Source organism: Limnohabitans sp. B9-3, assembly GCF_002778325.1.
Taxonomy (GTDB): Bacteria; Pseudomonadota; Gammaproteobacteria; order Burkholderiales; family Burkholderiaceae_C; genus Limnohabitans; species Limnohabitans kasalickyi.
In genome coordinates, this window is record NZ_NESI01000012.1 from 1 (window position 1) to 18025 (window position 18025).

Annotated in this window: 19 protein-coding genes; 8 read left to right on the forward strand and 11 right to left on the reverse strand. The window is 59.9% G+C overall.

Going from position 1 to position 18025, the window contains the following annotated elements; translation table 11 throughout:
- The 11 genes from B9Z42_RS15215 to hpaR form a co-directional block, all read right to left on the reverse strand.
- Positions 1-1021 (reverse strand): 2-dehydropantoate 2-reductase (locus B9Z42_RS15215; protein ID WP_100134269.1); only part of this gene is annotated, 1021 nt, incomplete at its 3' end.
- Entirely contained in the window at positions 1018-1779 is a 762-nt protein-coding gene (locus B9Z42_RS15220) for a class II aldolase/adducin family protein (protein WP_100134270.1), read from the reverse strand. The genes B9Z42_RS15215 and B9Z42_RS15220, both read right to left, overlap by 4 nt.
- Positions 1780-1820: 41 nt before the next feature.
- Positions 1821-2642, reverse strand: a complete 822-nt coding sequence (locus B9Z42_RS15225; RefSeq protein WP_100134271.1) for an aldolase/citrate lyase family protein — start codon at positions 2640-2642, stop codon at positions 1821-1823.
- A 94-nt stretch (positions 2643-2736) separates the two neighbouring features.
- Entirely contained in the window at positions 2737-3552 is an 816-nt protein-coding gene (hpaH, locus tag B9Z42_RS15230) for a 2-oxo-hept-4-ene-1,7-dioate hydratase (RefSeq protein WP_100134272.1), read from the reverse strand.
- A gap of 23 nt (positions 3553-3575) precedes the next feature.
- On the reverse strand, positions 3576-4049 hold the full coding sequence (locus B9Z42_RS15235; protein WP_100134273.1) for a 5-carboxymethyl-2-hydroxymuconate Delta-isomerase: 474 nt from the start codon (positions 4047-4049) through the stop codon (positions 3576-3578).
- Between the two features lie 13 nt (positions 4050-4062).
- Complete coding sequence (gene hpaD, locus B9Z42_RS15240; RefSeq protein WP_100134274.1) at positions 4063-4986, reverse strand: 3,4-dihydroxyphenylacetate 2,3-dioxygenase; 924 nt, start codon at positions 4984-4986, stop codon at positions 4063-4065.
- 14 nt (positions 4987-5000) lie between these two features.
- Positions 5001-5975, reverse strand: a complete 975-nt coding sequence (locus tag B9Z42_RS15245) for a tripartite tricarboxylate transporter substrate binding protein (RefSeq protein ID WP_100134275.1) — start codon at positions 5973-5975, stop codon at positions 5001-5003.
- Between the two features lie 2 nt (positions 5976-5977).
- Entirely contained in the window at positions 5978-7450 is a 1473-nt protein-coding gene (gene hpaE / locus B9Z42_RS15250; RefSeq protein WP_100134276.1) for a 5-carboxymethyl-2-hydroxymuconate semialdehyde dehydrogenase, read from the reverse strand.
- A 55-nt stretch (positions 7451-7505) separates the two neighbouring features.
- Entirely contained in the window at positions 7506-8312 is an 807-nt protein-coding gene (locus B9Z42_RS15255; protein ID WP_100134277.1) for a fumarylacetoacetate hydrolase family protein, read from the reverse strand.
- Positions 8309-9016, reverse strand: a complete 708-nt coding sequence (locus B9Z42_RS15260) for a fumarylacetoacetate hydrolase family protein (RefSeq protein ID WP_100134278.1) — start codon at positions 9014-9016, stop codon at positions 8309-8311. Before B9Z42_RS15260 ends, B9Z42_RS15255 begins: the two co-directional genes overlap by 4 nt.
- A 16-nt stretch (positions 9017-9032) precedes the next feature.
- A complete protein-coding gene (gene hpaR / locus B9Z42_RS15265; protein WP_369806886.1) occupies positions 9033-9509 on the reverse strand; it encodes a homoprotocatechuate degradation operon regulator HpaR in 477 nt (158 codons plus the stop codon).
- A 202-nt stretch (positions 9510-9711) separates the two neighbouring features.
- On the opposite strand from hpaR, the gene B9Z42_RS15270 reads away from it, so the two are divergent.
- From B9Z42_RS15270 to B9Z42_RS15305, 8 genes are all read left to right on the forward strand, one after another.
- Positions 9712-12459, forward strand: coding sequence for a response regulator (locus tag B9Z42_RS15270; RefSeq protein ID WP_100134280.1), 2748 nt, complete (start codon positions 9712-9714; stop codon positions 12457-12459).
- A gap of 42 nt (positions 12460-12501) precedes the next feature.
- Positions 12502-13875: a DNA repair protein RadA gene (radA, locus tag B9Z42_RS15275; protein WP_100134281.1), complete on the forward strand. Its 1374-nt coding sequence runs from the start codon at positions 12502-12504 to the stop codon at positions 13873-13875.
- Positions 13876-14084: 209 nt separating this feature from the next.
- Positions 14085-14465, forward strand: coding sequence for a DUF1924 domain-containing protein (locus tag B9Z42_RS15280; RefSeq protein WP_100134282.1), 381 nt, complete (start codon positions 14085-14087; stop codon positions 14463-14465).
- Between the two features lie 12 nt (positions 14466-14477).
- Positions 14478-14948, forward strand: coding sequence for a diheme cytochrome c (locus tag B9Z42_RS15285; protein WP_100134360.1), 471 nt, complete (start codon positions 14478-14480; stop codon positions 14946-14948).
- Positions 14945-15553, forward strand: a complete 609-nt coding sequence (locus B9Z42_RS15290) for a cytochrome b/b6 domain-containing protein (RefSeq protein ID WP_100134283.1) — start codon at positions 14945-14947, stop codon at positions 15551-15553. Before B9Z42_RS15285 ends, B9Z42_RS15290 begins: the two co-directional genes overlap by 4 nt.
- Positions 15528-16184, forward strand: a complete 657-nt coding sequence (locus B9Z42_RS15295; RefSeq protein ID WP_100134284.1) for a winged helix-turn-helix domain-containing protein — start codon at positions 15528-15530, stop codon at positions 16182-16184. Before B9Z42_RS15290 ends, B9Z42_RS15295 begins: the two co-directional genes overlap by 26 nt.
- 17 nt (positions 16185-16201) lie before the next feature.
- The gene (locus B9Z42_RS15300) at positions 16202-17539 is read left to right on the forward strand and encodes an ATP-binding protein (RefSeq protein ID WP_100134361.1); all 1338 of its coding nucleotides are present in this window, start codon (positions 16202-16204) and stop codon (positions 17537-17539) included.
- A gap of 36 nt (positions 17540-17575) precedes the next feature.
- Positions 17576-18010, forward strand: a complete 435-nt coding sequence (locus B9Z42_RS15305; protein WP_100134285.1) for a glycerate kinase — start codon at positions 17576-17578, stop codon at positions 18008-18010.
- Positions 18011-18025: the final 15 nt, after the last annotated feature.

The window sequence follows — 18025 nt, forward strand, 5'->3', positions numbered from 1 at the left end:
TCTCCTGTGCCTGCAACCTAGCCAACCCAAGCAGAGCATCGGTAAAAGGCGTTGCCACCCCCACAATCTGCCCCAACTCCCGCACCGCCCCCACCAACGCATCCAGCTCCACAGCACGCTTGGCCTCCACGTCCTGCAGCATCGAGGTTTTGAAGGCCCCCAGCTTACGCGTGACCGCATGCCGGTCCTCAGGTTGTTGGTCGATGGGAATGCCGATGGCCGCGCCAATCGCCTTGGCCTCCAACATCACCTGCGAGATGAAGCCGCGCACCAGCGGATCGTTCAAAATTTTGTCGGTCGTGGCACCCGTCAACGCACTGACGGGGTTGACCGTCATGTTGCCCCACAGCTTGTACCAAGTGTCCTTTTGAATCTGCGGCGACAGCGTGGCGTCAAACCCTGCGCTTTGCAGCAAAGCATGCAGCGCCTGCACGCGTGGGCTGACCTCGCCCGAAGGTTCGCCAATGATCAGTCCATTCCCAAAGTGATGCTGCACTTCGGCGGGGCCGCGCAGAGAACAACTTGAATGCACCACACAGCCGATGATGTGTTGTGCGGGAATAGCTTGGGCGATGCGGCCTTGCGGGTCCACGCTGGCCAGCGACGTGTTGGCGTGCTCGCCACCAAAGCCTTGCAAAAACCACCACGGCACGCCGTTCATCGCGGTCAGCACCACGGTGTGTGAGCCGATCAGTGGTGCGATGTGTTGCGCGAGCTCGGCCAACGCCGGCGCTTTGACGGCGATGACCACGAGGTCTTGCACGCCTAAATCGGCAGGCTGTGCGCTGGTCTTCACAGGTACACAAAGTGGGGATGGTTGGGCTGCGGGTGATGAAGAAGCATGAGCACCAGCCACATTGGGCGTCGTCATGTGCAAGCGCAGTCCATGTTGTTGCAACGCCGCCAGCGTGGCACCCCGTGCCACCACCGAGAGTTCTACGCCAGGCTGCTGTGCCAGTCGCGCACCGATCCAGCCGCCAATCGCGCCTGCGCCGTAAATACAAACTTTGGAAAACGTCATTGTTGGTAGCTCGCGTCGATGCGGTTGACTTGACGGACCAGCGCGTCAAACACGTCCACGCCAGCGCCGCCGTGTTGGTTGTCGAATTGCAGCGAGTCGCGGGTACATTTGGCAGCCACGGCTTCGGGCACCGCAATAGGCGCGCCCATGCTCAAGGTCGCCAGTTGAATTTCGCAGGCCCGTTGCAGGGTCCACAAAATGACGAAGGTTTCGGGCACGGTGCTGCCCCATGCCAACAGGCCGTGGTTACGCAAGATCACGGCTTGTTTGCGGCCAATGCTTTGCAGCACGCGTGGCCCCTCGTCGGCGTGGATGGTGATGCCCTCAAAGTCGTGGTACGCCACCATGTCGTGCAGCTGCGCCGAGTAAAAGTTGCTTTGCGACAAGCCGCCTTGCAAGCTGGCCACTGCCACACCGGCCGTGGTGTGGGTGTGCATCACGCAGTGCGCACCTTCTAGCCCCGCGTGCAAGGTGGCGTGCACCACAAAGCCAGCCGGGTTCACGCGGTGGGTGGAGCCGTCAAGCACTTCGCCTTGGAGGTTGATCTTTACCAAGTTGCTGGCGGTCACCTCGCTGTAGTGCAAACCAAACGGGTTGATCAAAAACTGCTTCTCATCGCCGCTCACGCTGTGCGGCACGCGCACCGTGATGTGGTTGTAGATCATCTCGGTCCAGCCCTGCATGGCGAAGATTCGGTAGCAGGCCGCGAGCTGCACGCGGGCAGCCCACTCGTCGGGGTGAAAGCGGTGTTCAGACATGGTGAGTTCCTCGCAATTCAAGGCAAAGCACAAAGCTTGTTTTAGTAAACACGGCCTTTGTCATTGGCGGGGTTGGCCGTTGGCAGGCTGTCTTTGAACTTGGCGGCGAGTGCCGAGGTTTGACGGGCCAAGATCACCGCGTCCACACCCACGGCGACAAACAAAGCGCCGAGTGACAGGTAGTGACGGGCCAAGGTTTCGTCACCCATCAAGATGCCGGGGGCCTTGCCTGCTTTGCGGATGCGGGCAATCGCATCTTCAATGGCAGCTTGCACGTCGGGATGCATGGGGTTGCCGATGTGGCCCATGGAGGCCGACAAATCGGCGGGGCCGATGAACACGCCGTCCACGCCTTCGGTGGCGGCGATGGCGTCGAGGTTGTTCAGGGCTTCACGGGTTTCGGCTTGCACCAGCACGCACACCTGTGCGTTGGCTTCTTTGCCGTAGTTGGGGTAGCGGCCCCAGCGTGCGGCGCGGGTGCCGGCCATGCCGCGGATGCCGCCTTTGCCGTCGTCTTGTGGGTAGCGGCAGGCTTGGACGATGGCGGCGGCTTGCTCGGCCGTGTCCACCATGGGCACCAACACGGTGGGGGCGCCAATGTCCAAGACTTGTTTCAGCAACGCGGGGTGGTCGTGGGGCACGCGCACCACGGGGTTGGCGCCAGGGTAGGCGGCCACGGTTTGCAGTTGCGCGAGCAAGGTGGTCAGGTCGTTGGGGCCGTGCTCGCCGTCGAGCACCAGCCAATCAAAGCCAGCGCCGGCACAAATTTCGGCGGAGACCGCGTTGCCCAAACCCATCCATAAACCGATTTGGGCTTGCTTGTTGTGAAGGGCTTGTTTGAAGGCGTTGACAGGTGTTTGCATGGTGTGGCCGTTTCAGTGAAAGTGGGTTGAAAAGTGTGTGAATGGGCGAGAGCGATGGAGACGTTGGTGATGCGTTGCGTTAGAAAAAGTTGCTTCAAACAAAGCGAAATTGCAAGCAGCCCAAAGGGCCGTAGTCTGCCTCAAAGAGGTCGCCCGCCTTGGCACCCACGGGACGCGTGAACGAGCCCGCCAGCACCACCTCGCCGGCTTGCAGGTGTTCGCCCCAAGGTGCAAGTTTGTTGGCTAGCCACGCCACGCCAATGGCGGGGTCGCCTTGCACGCCTGCGGCGAGGCCGGTTTCTTCCACCACGCCGTTTTGGCGCAGCACCGCGCCGCACCACGGCAGGTTGGTGGTGTTGGGGTCGACATGCGCGCCGCCCAGCACGATGCCCGCGTTGGCCGCGTTGTCGCTGATGGTGTCGAACACTTTGCGCATCACTTTGGTCTGGCGGTCGAATTGCTCAATGCGTGAGTCGATGATCTCGATCGCGGGCGTCACATAGTCGGTGGCGGCCAGCACTTGGGCCACGGTGACGTTGGGGCCGCGCAGTTCGTGTTTGAGCACAAAGGCCAGCTCTACCTCGACGCGTGGGGCGATGAAGTTTTTCACCGGAATGTCCAGCACTTGGCCCGGCGTGCAGGTGTAACGCATGTGCTCCAGCAAGGTGCCGTAGTCGGGCTCGTCGATCTGGCTGGCTTGCTGCATGGCTCGGCTGGTCAGACCAATTTTGTGGCCCATCACGGTGTGGCCCTCGGCGAGTTTGAGCGCCATCCAAGCGCGGTTGATGCGGTAGCCGTCGTCAATGGTCATGCCAGGAAAGCGCTTGGAGAAGTGCTCAATTTGCACGCCCGATTTTTCGGACTGGTTCAACTCAGCAGCGAGTTGTTGGATCAAGGAATCATCAAACATGGAGGGCCTTTGCTGGGGAGGAATCAGGACTTGTTGAACAGGGGGTGCAGGTTGCTGTGTTTGTTGTCGAACACCTCAGCACCCACGTCCACTTGAAACGTGATGCCGATGTGGCGTTTGGCAAACACGTCGGCCAAGTGCGCATGGGCAACGTCGGCCAGCGTTTGGCCCGCGCGTTGCAGCGTGGCTTCGGTGCGGCCTCGGCCCACGCGCAGGTTGAGGTACACAAAGGCGTAGTCGCTGGAGTCGCCCGACGCGTTGGGGCCGCTGTGCGGGTGGTCGTTGAACTGCGCGGCTTCACGGCCTGCCGTGCCGCCATCGGCCACGGCGTAGTGAGCGGCGGGGTAGGCCAGCACGCGTGTGCCGCCGGTGGGAAACACGGGCTTGCCCGCTTCGTCTTTGACGGTGAGCATGGTGTCTGCCAAGCGGCGACACAGCAGGCCCATGTCGGTTTCGCGGTCGAGTTGACCGGTGTAGAGGATGACCAAGTGCGGCATGTGTGTCTCGTTGTTAAAGGCGGTTGACCGCTTGAAAACCTTGGGCTGCGCTGGCTTGTGCCGCCGGAATGTGTTCGCCGTTTTGTGGTGTGACTGGAAACACGGCATTGAGTTGGCCTGTGCCCGACGCGCCAAAGTACGGCGTGATGATTTCGGCGGGTGCGTTGTAGCCCTTCCAGCCCAAAGCACCCAGCAGCATGGCCGTGTCGTGCATGAAGCCTTCGCCGTGGCCTTTGCTGGCGTACTCGGGCAGCATCTCGCAGAAGGTGGCCCAGTCGCCGCGCTCCCAAATTTCGAGCACGCGTCGGTCGAGCTGTTCTAAAAACGGGCTCCACACCTTGAAGGCAAATTCAGGCGCCAAGCCGTTTTGGGCGAAGCGGTGGCTCAACGAGCCGCTGGCCAAAAACGCCACCGTGCCGTCGTAATGCTGCTCCACCGCTTGGCGCATGGCCCAGCCCAAGCGGGCGCTGTCGTTCAAGTAATGCGCTTGGCACAAGGCCGACACCGACACCACCTTGAAGTGCTGGTCCGCATTCATGTAACGCAACGGCACCAGCGTGCCGTACTCGGGGGCCAGCGTGGTGGCGTCGTGCGCCAAGGTGTCCACACCCAAGTCGTTGCAGGTTTTCGCCAACAACTTGCCCAGTTCGGGGTTGCCCGGCGATTCGTAGCCGAGGTTGCTGATGAAGTGCGGCAACTCGTTGCTGGTGTACGTGCCTTTGAAGTGCGGCGCGCAGTTGATGTGGTAACTCGCGTTCACCAACCAATGCGTGTCAAACACCACCAGCGTGTCCACGCCGAGTTCGCGGCAGCGGCGGCTGATTTCGTGGTGGCCGTCAATCGCGTCTTGGCGTGACCCAAAGCGCGGCCCCGGCAACTCGCTGAGGTATATCGACGGGACGTGGGTGATTTTGGCGGCGAGGGCAAGTTGTCCCATGGTGTGTTCCTTGTTTAGCTCTCGGCGGTGATGGCCGCTTTGCGGATCACTAGCGCATATTTGTCGGTCTCGCTGCGGATGAAGGCCGCAAAGCGCTCAGGGCTGGCAGCCAGCGACACGATGCCGCCTTCTTGAAAGGCCTGCACCACCGCAGGTGCTTGCAGGGCTTTGTTGATCTCGACATTCAAGCGCTGCACCACCGCATCAGGCGTGCCGCTGCGCGTGAGGATGCCGTTCCAAGAGTTCGACTCGATCGGCAGACCCTGCTCGGTGAGTGTCGCAATCTGCGGGGCCAGTGGCGAGCGCTTGGCGGTGGCCATACCTAAAGCGACCAGCTTGCCGCTTTGCACATGCTGGCGAAACTCGGGCCAGTTGCCAAACATCACCGTCACCTGTCCGCCGATCAAATCGTTGAGTGCGGGGGCCTGGCCCTTGTAGGGCACATGGATCATCTCGATGCCCGCTTGAGATTCAAGCATGGCACCCGCCAAGTGCGCCGAAGTGCCCGCACCGAAGGATGCATAACTGAGTTTGCCGGGCTGCTTTTTGGCCGCTGCGATCAGGTCGGCGAGGGACTTGAGGTTGCTACCCGGGTGCGTGGCCAGCACATGCTCGGACATGCCCATGAGACCGACGGGTCGCAAATCGCGCAGCCCGTCGTAGGGCAGATTTTTAACCAGCGTTTGGTTCACGCAAAAGCTGTTGGCCACGGTCACCAGGGTGTAGCCATCGGGCGGCGACTTGGCGGCCAGGTCCACGCCCAGCACGGTGCCTGCGCCGGGTTTGTTGTCCACCACCACGCTCTGGCCCAAAGCCTTGGTCAACTCCGCAGCGACCAGACGCGTCACCACGTCGGTGGTGCCGCCCGGTGGGAAAGGCACGATCAGTCGAATTGGTTTGGTGGGCCAAGCCGCGTTTTGCGCCCACAACGGTGTGGCGGCGAGCGCAAGGCCCGCCGTCAAGGTTTGCAAACAGCCGCGGCGTTGCATGCTCAAACGCCCCAATGCGGAATGTGGTGACTGCCCAAACTCACCGCCACGTTCTTGGGTTCGCAAAACACCTCGTAGCTCCACGTACCGCCTTCTCGGCCGGTGCCGCTGGCCTTGGTGCCGCCGAAGGGCTGGCGCAGGTCGCGCACGTTTTGGCTGTTCACGAAGCACATGCCAGCCTCGACGGCGGCGGCCACGCGGTGGGCTTTGCCGATGTTTTCGGTCCAGACATAGCTGCTCAAACCGTAGGCAATGTCGTTGGCCAATTCGATGGCATGGGCTTCGTCTTTGAACGGGATCAGGCAGGCGACGGGACCAAAAATTTCGTCTTGTGCGATCTTCATGCGGTTGTCCACATCGGCAAACACGGTGGGCCACACGAAGTTGCCGTTTTTGACGCGGGCTGATAACTCGGGCGCATAGCTCGGGCGGTCCAAGCCGCCGCACAGCAAAGTGGCGCCTTCTTTGGGGCCGAGCTCGATGTAGCTTTTCACTTTGGCCAAATGCGCTTTGGAGATCATGGGGCCGACGATGGTTTTTTCGTCCAACGGATCGCCCACGGTGATGCGTTTGGCGCGCTCGGTGAACTTGGCCACAAAGTCGGCGTAGATGCTTTGTTGCACCAAGATGCGGCTGCCCGCGGTGCAGCGCTCGCCGTTGTTGCTGAAGATCATGAAGATGGCGGCGTTCAAGGCGCGGTCCAAATCAGCGTCTTCAAAAATCACGAACGGCGATTTGCCGCCCAGCTCCATGCTGAACTTTTTCAAGCCTGCAGTTTTGACAATGCGGTTGCCCGTGGCCGTGGAGCCGGTGAACGAAATGGCGCGCACATCGGGGTGCGCTACCAGCGGCTCACCCGTGTCTTGGCCGTAGCCGTGCACAAGGTTGAGCACACCCGCGGGAATGCCGGCCTCCAACGCTAACTCGCCCAAACGGGCAGCGCTGAGGGGCGACAGCTCGCTCATCTTGAGCACGGCGGTGTTGCCAAAGGCCAAGCAAGGGGCTACTTTCCACGTGGCGGTCATGAACGGCACATTCCACGGGCTGATCAGCGCGCACACGCCCACGGGGTGAAACAGGGTGTAGTTCAGGTGCGTGGGCGTGGGGTAGGTGTGGCCGTCCACGCGGGTGCACATTTCGGCGAAGTAATGGAAGTTGTCGCCGGCACGGGGAATGAGTTGCTTGCCCGTTTGCGAGATGGTTTGGCCGCAGTCGTTGGTCTCGGTTTGCGCGATCTCGGGCACATGCTGTGCAATCAAGTCGCCAAGTTTTCGCATCAGCTTGGCGCGTTCGGGCGCGGGGGTGTTGGCCCATTTCGGGAACGCCGCTTTGGCTGCGGCCACTGCGGCGTTGACTTCGTCGGTGCCACCTGCGGCTACGTTGGCCAGCACCTCTTGGGTGGCAGGGTTGATGGTCTCGAACGTCTGGCTGCTGCTGACGTGTTGGCCGTTGATGAGGTGTTGGATGTGTGACATGGCGGTGTGTCCGTGGGCGTGTGGGTGAGCGTGTGGTTTGGCGTGAGCTTGGGGTTCAGCGTGTGGCGAGCGTGATGGTGTTGGTCAGCGCGCCAATGCCTTCGATCTCGGTGACGATCACGTCGCCGGGCTGGCAGTCCACGATGCCGTCGGGGGTGCCCGTCAAGATGACGTCACCGGGGTTGAGCGTCATGAAGCGGCTGAAGTAGGCGATGAGGGTGGGCACGTCAAAGATCATGTCGCGCGTGTTGCCGCTTTGGGTGACTTTGCCGTTGACGGTGGTTTGCAGCGCCAAGTTCATCGGGTCGCCGTAGTGGGCGTGCACATAGGCGGCGTCGACCAGCCAAGGGCCGATGGGGGTGCAGGTGTCGCGGTTTTTCACGCGCAGGTTGGGGCGGTACCAGTTCTCTAAATAGTCGCGGATGGCGTAGTCATTGGCCACGGTGTAGCCGCGCACGTAGTCGTAAGCGTCTTCTTTGCTCACGCGGCGGGCGGTGCGGCCGATGACCACCGCCAACTCGCATTCGTAGTGCATGTAGGCCACGTCGGCGGGGCGCACGGTGAGCTGTTGATGACCGATGAACGACGCTTCGCCTTTGACAAACGCCAAGGGCTCTTTGGGTGGCTCTTTGAAGGCCAGTTCTTTGGCGTGGTCGGCGTAGTTCAGGCCCAAGGCAATCACGGTGCGGGGGCGTGCGACAGGTGCCAAGGGCGGCAGCCAATGCACTTGGTCAAAGGCGACCAAGCGGCCGTCGGCCAGCAGCAGTTGGCCGTCTTGTTCGGTGGCGTCAAAGGTGTGGCCTTCAAAGCGCACGCGGGCGTGGCGCGCGGGTTTTTGTGTGGCTGTGGGTGGGCGGGTCATGCGGGCATCTCCAAAGCGGGGGCTGCTACCAAGGTGTGGCGCAAGACGCCCAAGCTGGGTAGGTGCAGCGCTTGAATGTCGATCACGTCGCCCACGCGGGCACGGGGGCGGTGGCCAGCTTCGGGGCCATCTTGGCAAATGCCGAGTCCCAGCATCAGCACGTCACCGGCTTGCAGGGTCATGAAGTCGTTCACATCGGCCAGCAAGTCGGGCAGCAGGCGACGCATGTCGGCGAGGTGCACGGTTTGGCGCACCACGCCATTGATGCGGACTTCGAGTTGCAAGGCATTGGGGTGCGCCACATCGCTGGCAGGCACCAAGTTGGGGCCGACGCCCAAAAAGCCGTCTAAGCATTTGTATTTCACGGGCGGGCGGTAAAAGCCCTGGCCTTCGACGCTGTGCGGGATGGACACATCGTTGAGCAACACAAAGCCACGCAGATGCGGTGTGCCTGCGGCGTTGGGCAAACCCAGCACCACGCCCAGTGTGGCCCCGATTTCTACCTCGGGCACATCAGCGGGCACGGGGATGTTGCTGCCGTTGCTCGACCAGGTGTTGGCGGTTTTGACATACAACACCGGCGCGACGGGCGGCGCTTTGTACGGGGCCTCGTTCATGTGCGCGCTGGCGCTTTGCCATTCGGCGTTTGAATTCAACAGCACGCCGTAGACGGTGCCGTGAATGGGGAGTTCGTGGGTGGTCATAGGCGGTGCAGGTGCGTTATTCGGTGAAGGTGTGGGTGGAGGCGCTATCAGCAGGGGCTTCTAGCGAGATCACCTCGTCGAGCAATTCGTAAAGGGCTTGCAGCTTGGCTTTGCCCATGTGCTGTTCCATCCATTGGTAATGCGCCTCAATGGTGGTGGAGAGGGTGGCGACACGCGCTAGCCCGAGTTCGGTGGCTTGCACCACGGTGCGGCGCTGGTCGTGGGTGGCGCGTGCGCGTTGAATCAAGCCGTCGCGTTCCATACGGGTCAGCACCCCGCTCAGGCTGGGGCCGATGATGAAGGCTTCGCGGGCAATGCGGCCGGTTTCGACGCCCGTGCCGCCATTGCCATGGTCTTCGCCCAATACACGCAGTACCCGCCATTGCTGGTCGCTCAGCCCTTGGTCGCGCAGGCTCGGGCGGGTGTGGGTCATCACCGCTTCTCGGGCTTGAAGCAAGAGGCGAGGCAAATTGCGGTGGACAAAAGGTGTCATAGAGCTCATTTATTTAACATGTTAAATGCTTTTGACGGTGCAAATTCTAGGGTTTACCCGTTTCAAGGCTTTCAGATGAAGAGAAGCATCTTTTGATTTTTATGAATATTTAAGTACTCTTTAAATGGTTATAAAAGAGTAACATTCCGAACTTTTTGACCCATCGGTAAGCACTGCCCCTAGGCGCTTTAGGCCTCGCCGCATGACCCGCTCCACTATGAAAAATCTGAGTATTCGGCTTCAGTTGTCCTTATCAGCGATTGCGATGGGGTTTGTGTTGTTGTTGGCCCAACTTGGCTTGCAGTTTTACGTGCTGCGCAGCGACATCGTGCAACGCATCGAGAAGCATGAGTTCAAACAACTGACCGAGTTTGCGGGCCACTTGGATGACAAGTTGCAAGAGAGCATGGGCATGCTCTCCACCGTGGCGTTGAATGCCCCGGTTAAAAACTTGGGCGATGTGGGCAAGATGGAAAGTTTTCTGCAACGTGAACATGCCTTGCTGACGGTGTTTGATGACCTTTACGTGTTCGATGCCAAGGGCGTGCTGCAGGTAGATTGGCCGATGAAGCCCGGGCGACGTGCCTTAGACATGTCCGCGCGAGATTACATCCAAGGCGTGATCAAGACGCGTCAAACCGTGATATCTGCCCCCATCTTGGGCAAGGCAACCAAGCAGCCGATCGTGGTGGTGGCCGCGCCCATCTTTGACCAAAACAACCAATTGGTGGGCATCATGGGTGGCGTGTTGAACCTGTTCAAACCCAATTTATTGGGCGCCATCGCGAACCGAAAAAATGGGGACTCTGGTTACTTCTATTTGGTCACCAAAGACCGTGTGCGCATTTCGCACCCAGACCCCAGCTTGGTGCTCAAGGCCATTGCCCCAGGCAGTGTGAATCTTCCGCTGGAAAGTGCATTTCAAGGATTTCAGGGCACCCAAGAGGGCGTGACGGCGCGCGGCCTGAAAGGCCTGTTCACTTTCAAACAGTTGGACACCACGGGCTGGATCGTGGCCTCTGTGATTCCCTCGTCTGAGGCGTTTGCGCCAATCAACGACCTCTACCAAAAAATGATCTGGGTCACCGTGCTGCTCATGCTGACGATCACCCCGCTGATGTGGGCTTTCGTCTCGCGCTTGATTCGCCCCTTGGGCGAGGTGGCCAAGGCCATGCTTGAGACGGCCACGCGCATGCGCCAGGGGGAAACGGTGGCGCCACTGACCGAGGTCGGCGGCAAAGAAGTCAACACCGTGGTGCATGCCTTTAATGAGTTTGTGGACGCACGCATCCATGCAGAAAGCGAGTTGTTGCTGGCCCGTGATGCGGCGCAGGCGGCCAACACGTCGAAAGGACACTTTTTGGCCAATATGAGCCATGAGATTCGCACGCCGATGAACGGGATTTTGGGCATGACCGAGTTGTGCCTGCAAACCCAGATGACAGCCGAGCAGCGCAGTTATTTGGAAATGGTGTCTTTGTCGGCGAATTCGTTGCTGGCGGTGATCAACGACATCTTGGACTTTTCCAAAATCGAAGCTCAAAAACTGTATTTGGACCCGCATGAGTTTTCGCTCCACGCCTTGATTCGGCAAGCCACGCGCACCTTGTCCTTGCGGGCTACCGAAAAAGAACTGGAGTTGGTGTGTGATTTGGCACCCGATGTACCCGATCACGTGGTGGGAGACCCCTTGCGCTTGCAGCAAGTCATCACCAATTTGTTGGGCAACGCCATCAAGTTCACGGGTAAGGGCGAAGTCATGATCAAGGTGGCGAGCTTGAAAAATCCGCCTAGCGCAGAGGGGGTGTGGTTGGACATTGAAATCTCAGACACGGGGATTGGCATTCCGCCAGACAAACAGGCCTTGATTTTTGATGTCTTCACCCAAGCCGACTCCAGCACGGCTCGCCGTTTTGGGGGCACGGGTTTGGGCTTGGCCATCAGCCGTAATCTGGTGAAACTGATGGGGGGTGACGTGTCGGTGCGCAGCGACGTGGGTCAAGGCAGCACCTTCAGTTTCACCGTTCAATTGCAACGCGCGGGCCTCTCGTCTGCCATGCGCCATCAAGTGCCCGCGAGGTTGGTGGGACAAACGGTGTTGGTGGTCGACGACAACGCCAGCAGCCGTATGGTGCTGACTCAGCGTCTGACCTGTGCCGGTTTGCATGCCGTGGCCAGTGACAGCGGGGCCCATGCCCTGCACAGCCCTCATTTGGCGAAAGCACGCTTTGCGTTGATTGATGTCAACATGCCCGATATCGATGGCTACGCCTTGGCCGCTCAGCTCAGACAGACCTACAACTCTGAACAGTTGCACATCATCATGCTGGGCGCTTTGAGTGAGCAACAAGGCCAAGATGAGTTGGACCGTTTGGATGTGCAAGGTTTCTTGGTCAAACCGTTGGATTCGCAAGAGTTGGTGGCAGCGCTCAGCCAGCCGTTCATGCTCGCCCAGGCCAGCGAAGGCCAGACTTTGACCCAGCCGCTGGTTGTGCCCAAGCTGGTCACCAAACGGGTGTTGCTGGCAGAGGACACCCCCATCAATCAGACCTTGCAAACCATTTTGCTCAACCGCATGGGCTACGAGGTGAGCATTGCCAACAATGGCTTAGAGGCGGTCGAAGCCTTTCAAAGCGGTGCGTTTGACTTGGTGTTGATGGACATCCAAATGCCAGAAATGGGGGGCTTGGAGGCCGCGCAGCTGATCCGTGCGTTCGAGGATGAGCGTCAGGCGACGCGCACGCCCATCATTGCGGTGACGGCCAATGCGCTGAAGGGCGATCGCGAGCACTACATGGCCTCTGGCGTGGATGGGTATGTGTCCAAACCCATTTCATTCGAGGCCTTGAAGCTGGAAATTCAAGGGCTGTTGGCCTCACCACCGCTGGACAAATACGCGGAGCAAGGGCGGGTGTCAGATCTTGTTTCAGTGGCACAAAGCAGCAGCTGAGACGCACTTTTCCGTTTGGCGATGAGGCACACTTGAGCCCTTATGGCCAAAGAAAAAACACAGTACATCTGCACCGAATGCGGCGGCACCAGCCCGAAATGGCTGGGTAAATGCCCCAGTTGCAACGCTTGGAACACCTTGGTCGAAAGCGTGGTCGACGCCGCCGGTGCTACCAAAAACCGATACGCAGGCATGGCAGCACTCGCGCCCAGCGCCGAAGTGGCCACGCTGTCTGACATCGAAGCTGCCGAAGTGCCACGCACGCCCACAGGGCAAGAAGAGCTGGATCGCGTGTTGGGCGGCGGCATGGTCGAAGGCGGTGTGGTGCTGATTGGCGGCGACCCAGGCATAGGCAAATCCACCTTGTTGCTGCAGGCGATGGACGGCTTGCAGCGCAGCGGCATGCGCACCTTGTATGTGACGGGCGAAGAGTCGGCCGCACAAGTGGCCCTGCGTTCGCGCCGCTTGGGGCTGGACCACAGTCAAGTGCAGGTGTTGGCCGAAACCTTGCTCGAAAAAGTACTGGCCACGGTGGACAAATTGCAGCCGTCGATTGTGGTGATGGACTCCATCCAAACCGTGTATTCCGACCAACTCACCAGCGCCCCCGGCTCGGTGGCGCAGGTGCGCGAATGCGCGGCGCACCTCACACGCATGGCCAAATCCACTGGCACGGCGGTGGTGCTGGTGGGCCACGTCACCAAAGAGGGCGCATTGGCTGGGCCGCGTGTGTTGGAGCACATGGTCGACACCGTGCTGTACTTTGAAGGCGACACGCATTCCACTTACCGGTTGGTGCGCGCCATCAAAAACCGCTTTGGCGCGGTCAACGAAATTGGCGTGTTTGCCATGACCGAAAAAGGCTTGAAAGGTGTGAGCAACCCCAGCGCCATCTTTTTGAGCCAACACAGCGAGCCCGTGCCCGGCAGCTGCGTGCTGGTGACGCTGGAAGGCACGCGACCGATGTTGGTGGAGATTCAAGCCTTGGTGGACAGCGGTGGCCCCTCACCGCGCCGCTTGAGCGTGGGCCTGGACCGCGACCGGTTGGCCATGTTGTTGGCGGTGTTGCATCGCCATGCGGGCGTGGCGTGCATGGACCAAGACGTGTTTGTGAACGCCGTGGGTGGTGTGCGCATCAGCGAGCCTGCGGCTGACTTGGCCGTTTTGCTGGCGATTCAAAGCAGTTTGCGCGGCAAACCGCTGCCCCAAGGCTTCATCGCCTTTGGCGAAGTGGGTTTGGCGGGCGAAGTGCGTCCGGCACCGCGTGGGCAAGAGCGCCTGAAAGAGGCTGCCAAGTTAGGCTTTACCGTGGCGGTGATCCCCAAAGCCAACGCACCTAAAAAAGCCATTCCTGGCATGACCGTGCATGCTGTGGAACGGGTGGATGAGGCCATGGGTTTGGTGCGCGGGCTTTAAGCCTTTGGCAATCACGTAGCTTTTTTTGGCCGTGGTGCCATCGTCTGCCTCTAACACCTGCGAGTCCACAGTTTCGTAACGAACGCCATTCACAAACGATGGCGAAAGTGTGCGTACCTCACATCAAGACAGCCTTAAGGCTCTCTGTGCATGCCTTAAGAAAACCCTAAGACGCGCTCACTAGCATCGGTTTTGAAAGGCACAAAACCATGCTTCACAAGTTCTTCGCGCTCCTGCTCTTTGCATCGCTCCACACGATGGCCGCCACACCCGCCGAGTTGCTGACGAGCTACACCGCGCAGGCAGGTCAGCCTGCCAATGTCGCCAAAGGTGAAGCGTTTTTCAAAGCCAACCACGGCCAAGATTGGCAATGCACCAGTTGTCACGGCAAATCGACCATGACGGGTGGGCGTCATGCCAGCACCGATAAAGCAATTGAGCCCCTCGCACCTGCAGCCAATGCCAAGCGTTTCACCGACAGCGCCAAAGCCGACAAGTGGTTTCGCCGCAATTGCAAAGATGTGCTGGCGCGTGAATGCACAGCCGCCGAAAAAGCCGATGTGTTGGCTTGGCTCATTTCTTTGCGTTGATTGGAGTTCGTCATGCATTTACCTTCTTCATATTTAGTGCGCACCTTGGTTGCGACGGCTTTCTTAAGCATCACCGCTTCATGGGCTGACAGTTACAAAGGCCCCAACCCTCCTGCGGTGTACACCCAAGAGTGCGGCAGTTGTCATTTGGCATTCCCGCCCAACTTGCTGCCTAAGGCGTCTTGGCAGCGCGTGATGAATGGGTTGGACAAACATTACGGCAGCGATGCCTCGCTGGATGCGGCCACGCAAAAGCAAATTGACACTTGGCTGCAAACCTACGGCGGTCAAGGCAAGCGTGCGCGTGAAGAGCCGCCACAAGACCGCATCACACGTTCGGCATGGTTTGAGCGCAAGCACCGTGAGGTGAGTGTGGCCACGTTCAAACGTGCGTCCATCAAAAGCCCTGCCAACTGCACGGCGTGCCACCGCGATGCCGCGCAAGGCGATTTTGAAGACGACCGTGTGAGGATTCCAAAATGACCGATAGCGTTTTAAACCCCATCCATTTAGAGCTGCCCGCACCGAGGCCCACCCAATGCAAGCCTGTGGTCGATCTTGGTACGCGCATGGCACACGCCAGCATGGCTTTGGCGTTTTTAATCTCTTATGTCACGTCCGAGTCGGAGTACTGGCGCTTGGTGCATGTGTACAGCGGCTACAGCTTGGCGGGGGTGTTGGCGTTTCGCTTGGTGTGGGGCTGGGTCGGACCGGCTTCGGCGCGTTGGGGTTTGTTGTTGCGTCGCGTCGCCATGTGGCGGGTGTGGGCTACAAAGATCAAGCAGGGCGAATGGCTGAGCCGTAATTTTTGGGTAGGTGCCAGCAGCTGGGTGCTGAGCGCTGCGGTGTTGTGCATTTATGTGTTTTGCACAGTGGCCATTGCCAGCGGGTGGGCTACCTACAATGAACTTTTAGGCGATGGTTGGTTGAACGATGCTTTGCAAGAACTGCACGAAGGCTTGGGCAACGCGGTCATGGCTGTGGTGTGTCTCCATGTGGGGTTGGTGGTGATGTTGCGCGTATGGCGCGGCCCACAAGCCCTGCGACCGATGTGGCGAGGCTATGCGAATACTTCTGGCCGAGGATGATGAGCTGCTGGGCAGCGGCCTGCGTGCGGGCCTAGACCAGCGTGGCTTTCAGGTGGATTGGGTGCGCGATGGCGTGGCTGCCGAGCGCGAGCTCCTCAGCGCCCAGCACCAAGCGGCGGTGCTTGACATTGGTTTGCCCCGCCAAGATGGCTTGGCAGTGTTGAAGGCCGTGCGTGCGCGCGGTATCGACACCCCCGTTTTGGTGCTGACCGCGCGCGACACAGTGGCCCAACGCATCGAAGGCCTCAACCTCGGTGCTGACGACTACGTGGTCAAGCCCGTGGATTTAGACGAACTCTCCGCCCGCTTACATGCCTTGGTGCGACGCGCCCACGGCAAAACACAAACCACACTGCAACTGCGCGATGTGGTGATGGACCCCAGCGCACGTCAGGTAAGCCGAGCTGGCAAAGTCATCAACCTGTCAACTCGTGAATTTGATTTGCTGCAAGCTTTGTTGCTCAACGCAGGGCGCGTCTTGTCGCGCGAACAGCTTGAGCAACACCTGTACCGTTGGGGCCACGAGGTGGAGAGCAACACCATTGAAGTTCACATTCACCACCTGCGCCGCAAGATGGGTGCGGGGCTGATCGACACCGTGCGCGGTGTGGGTTACATCGTCATGCCTTGATGGACGGCGAGAACGCGATGGCACACCAATTTTCTTTGCAGCAACGCTTGCTCACCCGCACCTTGGGCGCGGTGCTGGTGATCTGGATAGGCACGGCCGCCTTCGTGGGCTATGAAGCCAAGCATGAGGTGGACGAGCTGTTGGACGCGCACTTGGCCCAATCGGCTGCTTTGCTGGTGGTGCAACAAAACGCCACGCCCGACGATGACGAGCCTCTGCCTGACGCACCCACGCTGCATAAGTACGCCAACCGCGTGGCCTACCAAGTGTTTGACGAAGACCGCTTGGTCATGCACTCGCCCAACGTGTCGCACAGACCGATGGCTCAGCACACGCAAGGGTTTGAGACCTTGACGTTGGCCGACGGCAAATCGTGGCGAATCTTTGCGGCGCCTGGCCAAAGCAGTGATGTGCAAATTTACGTGGCCGAGCAATTGGACAGCCGCGATGAAATTTTGAGTGCTGTGCTGCGCGGCTTCTTGCCGCCGCTCACCCTTGCGCTGCCGCTGTTGCTGATCGGTCTTTGGTGGAACGTGCGCTCAGGCTTAATGCCTTTGCAGCGCTTGCGCCAGGTGCTGCTCAAGCGCGACACCCAAACGCTAGACCCTGTCAGCCTGCCCGAAACGCCGCAAGAAGTGCAACCCTTGGTCGATGCCCTGAACGACTTGTTGCAACGCTTGGCCCTGCGCATGGAAACCGAGCGCCGCTTCACCGCTGATGCTGCGCACGAGTTGCGCACGCCCATTGCGGCCATTCGCGCTCAAGCCCAAGTGGCTTTGAGCGAGGCGACAGACGGCGAAGTGCGTCAACGTGCGTTGCAAGACACCTTGGTGGGGTGCGACCGTGCTTCGCGCGTGGTCGAACAACTGCTGACCTTGGCCCGAGTTGAGGGCCCACAAGACGTGGCTTCCGAGCCGTTCCGCCTCGATCAACTGGCGCAACAAGTCTTGGCCGATCTCACGCCCGACGCCCTGCGGCGCGGTCAAACCCTAGAGCTGCTGGCGCCTGAGCACTTGCAGGTCAAAGGCCAAAGCACGCTGTGGCACATCTTGTTGCGCAACCTCATTGACAACGCGCTGCGTTACAGCCCCAAGGGTGCAACGGTGCGCATTCAGGCGCAGCGCTTGGAGAACGGTCAGCTGCAAGTGACCGTGCAAGACAGCGGTCCCGGCTTGTTAGCCGAAGACTTGGCCCGGTTGGGCGAGCGCTTTTTCCGCGTGATGGGCACATCGGGCACGGGCAGTGGTTTGGGCTGGTCCATCGTGCGACACATTGCAGCGTTGCAGCACATTGACGTTCACGTGGGTCAGTCACCCGATTTGGGTGGCTTGCAAGTCACGCTGCGTTGTCCGTGACGTCTTGGGCCTTGAGAGCCTGAGACAATCCTAGCCATGACGAACTATCAAAAATTTCTCGTGCCTATCGGCGCTGTGGGGCTCACCGCTTGGGCTTGGCAAATCAGTGGTTGGATGGGTGTGTTCATGGTGTTCACCGGCGGCGTGATGTGGCTGCTGTTGTATTTCACCCGTTTGATGCAAATCTTGAAGCGCGCCAACAACCGCCCCATTGGCTTTGTCGACAGCGCGGTCATGCTCAATGCCAAGCTCAAGCCGGGCATGAGTTTGATGCACATGATTGCCATGACGCGCGCTTTGGGTCAGCTGGAGACCGAGAAAAATACGCAACCTGAAGTTTTCAGCTGGCGCGATGGCAGCCAATCGGTGGTGCGCTGCACCTTGGTCAGCGGCAAGCTGCAAAGCTGGACGCTGGATCGCCCGTTCCAAGCCGAAGATGTCGACCCCACCACTGTGTCTGCCAACGATTGACCTTGTGGCAAACCC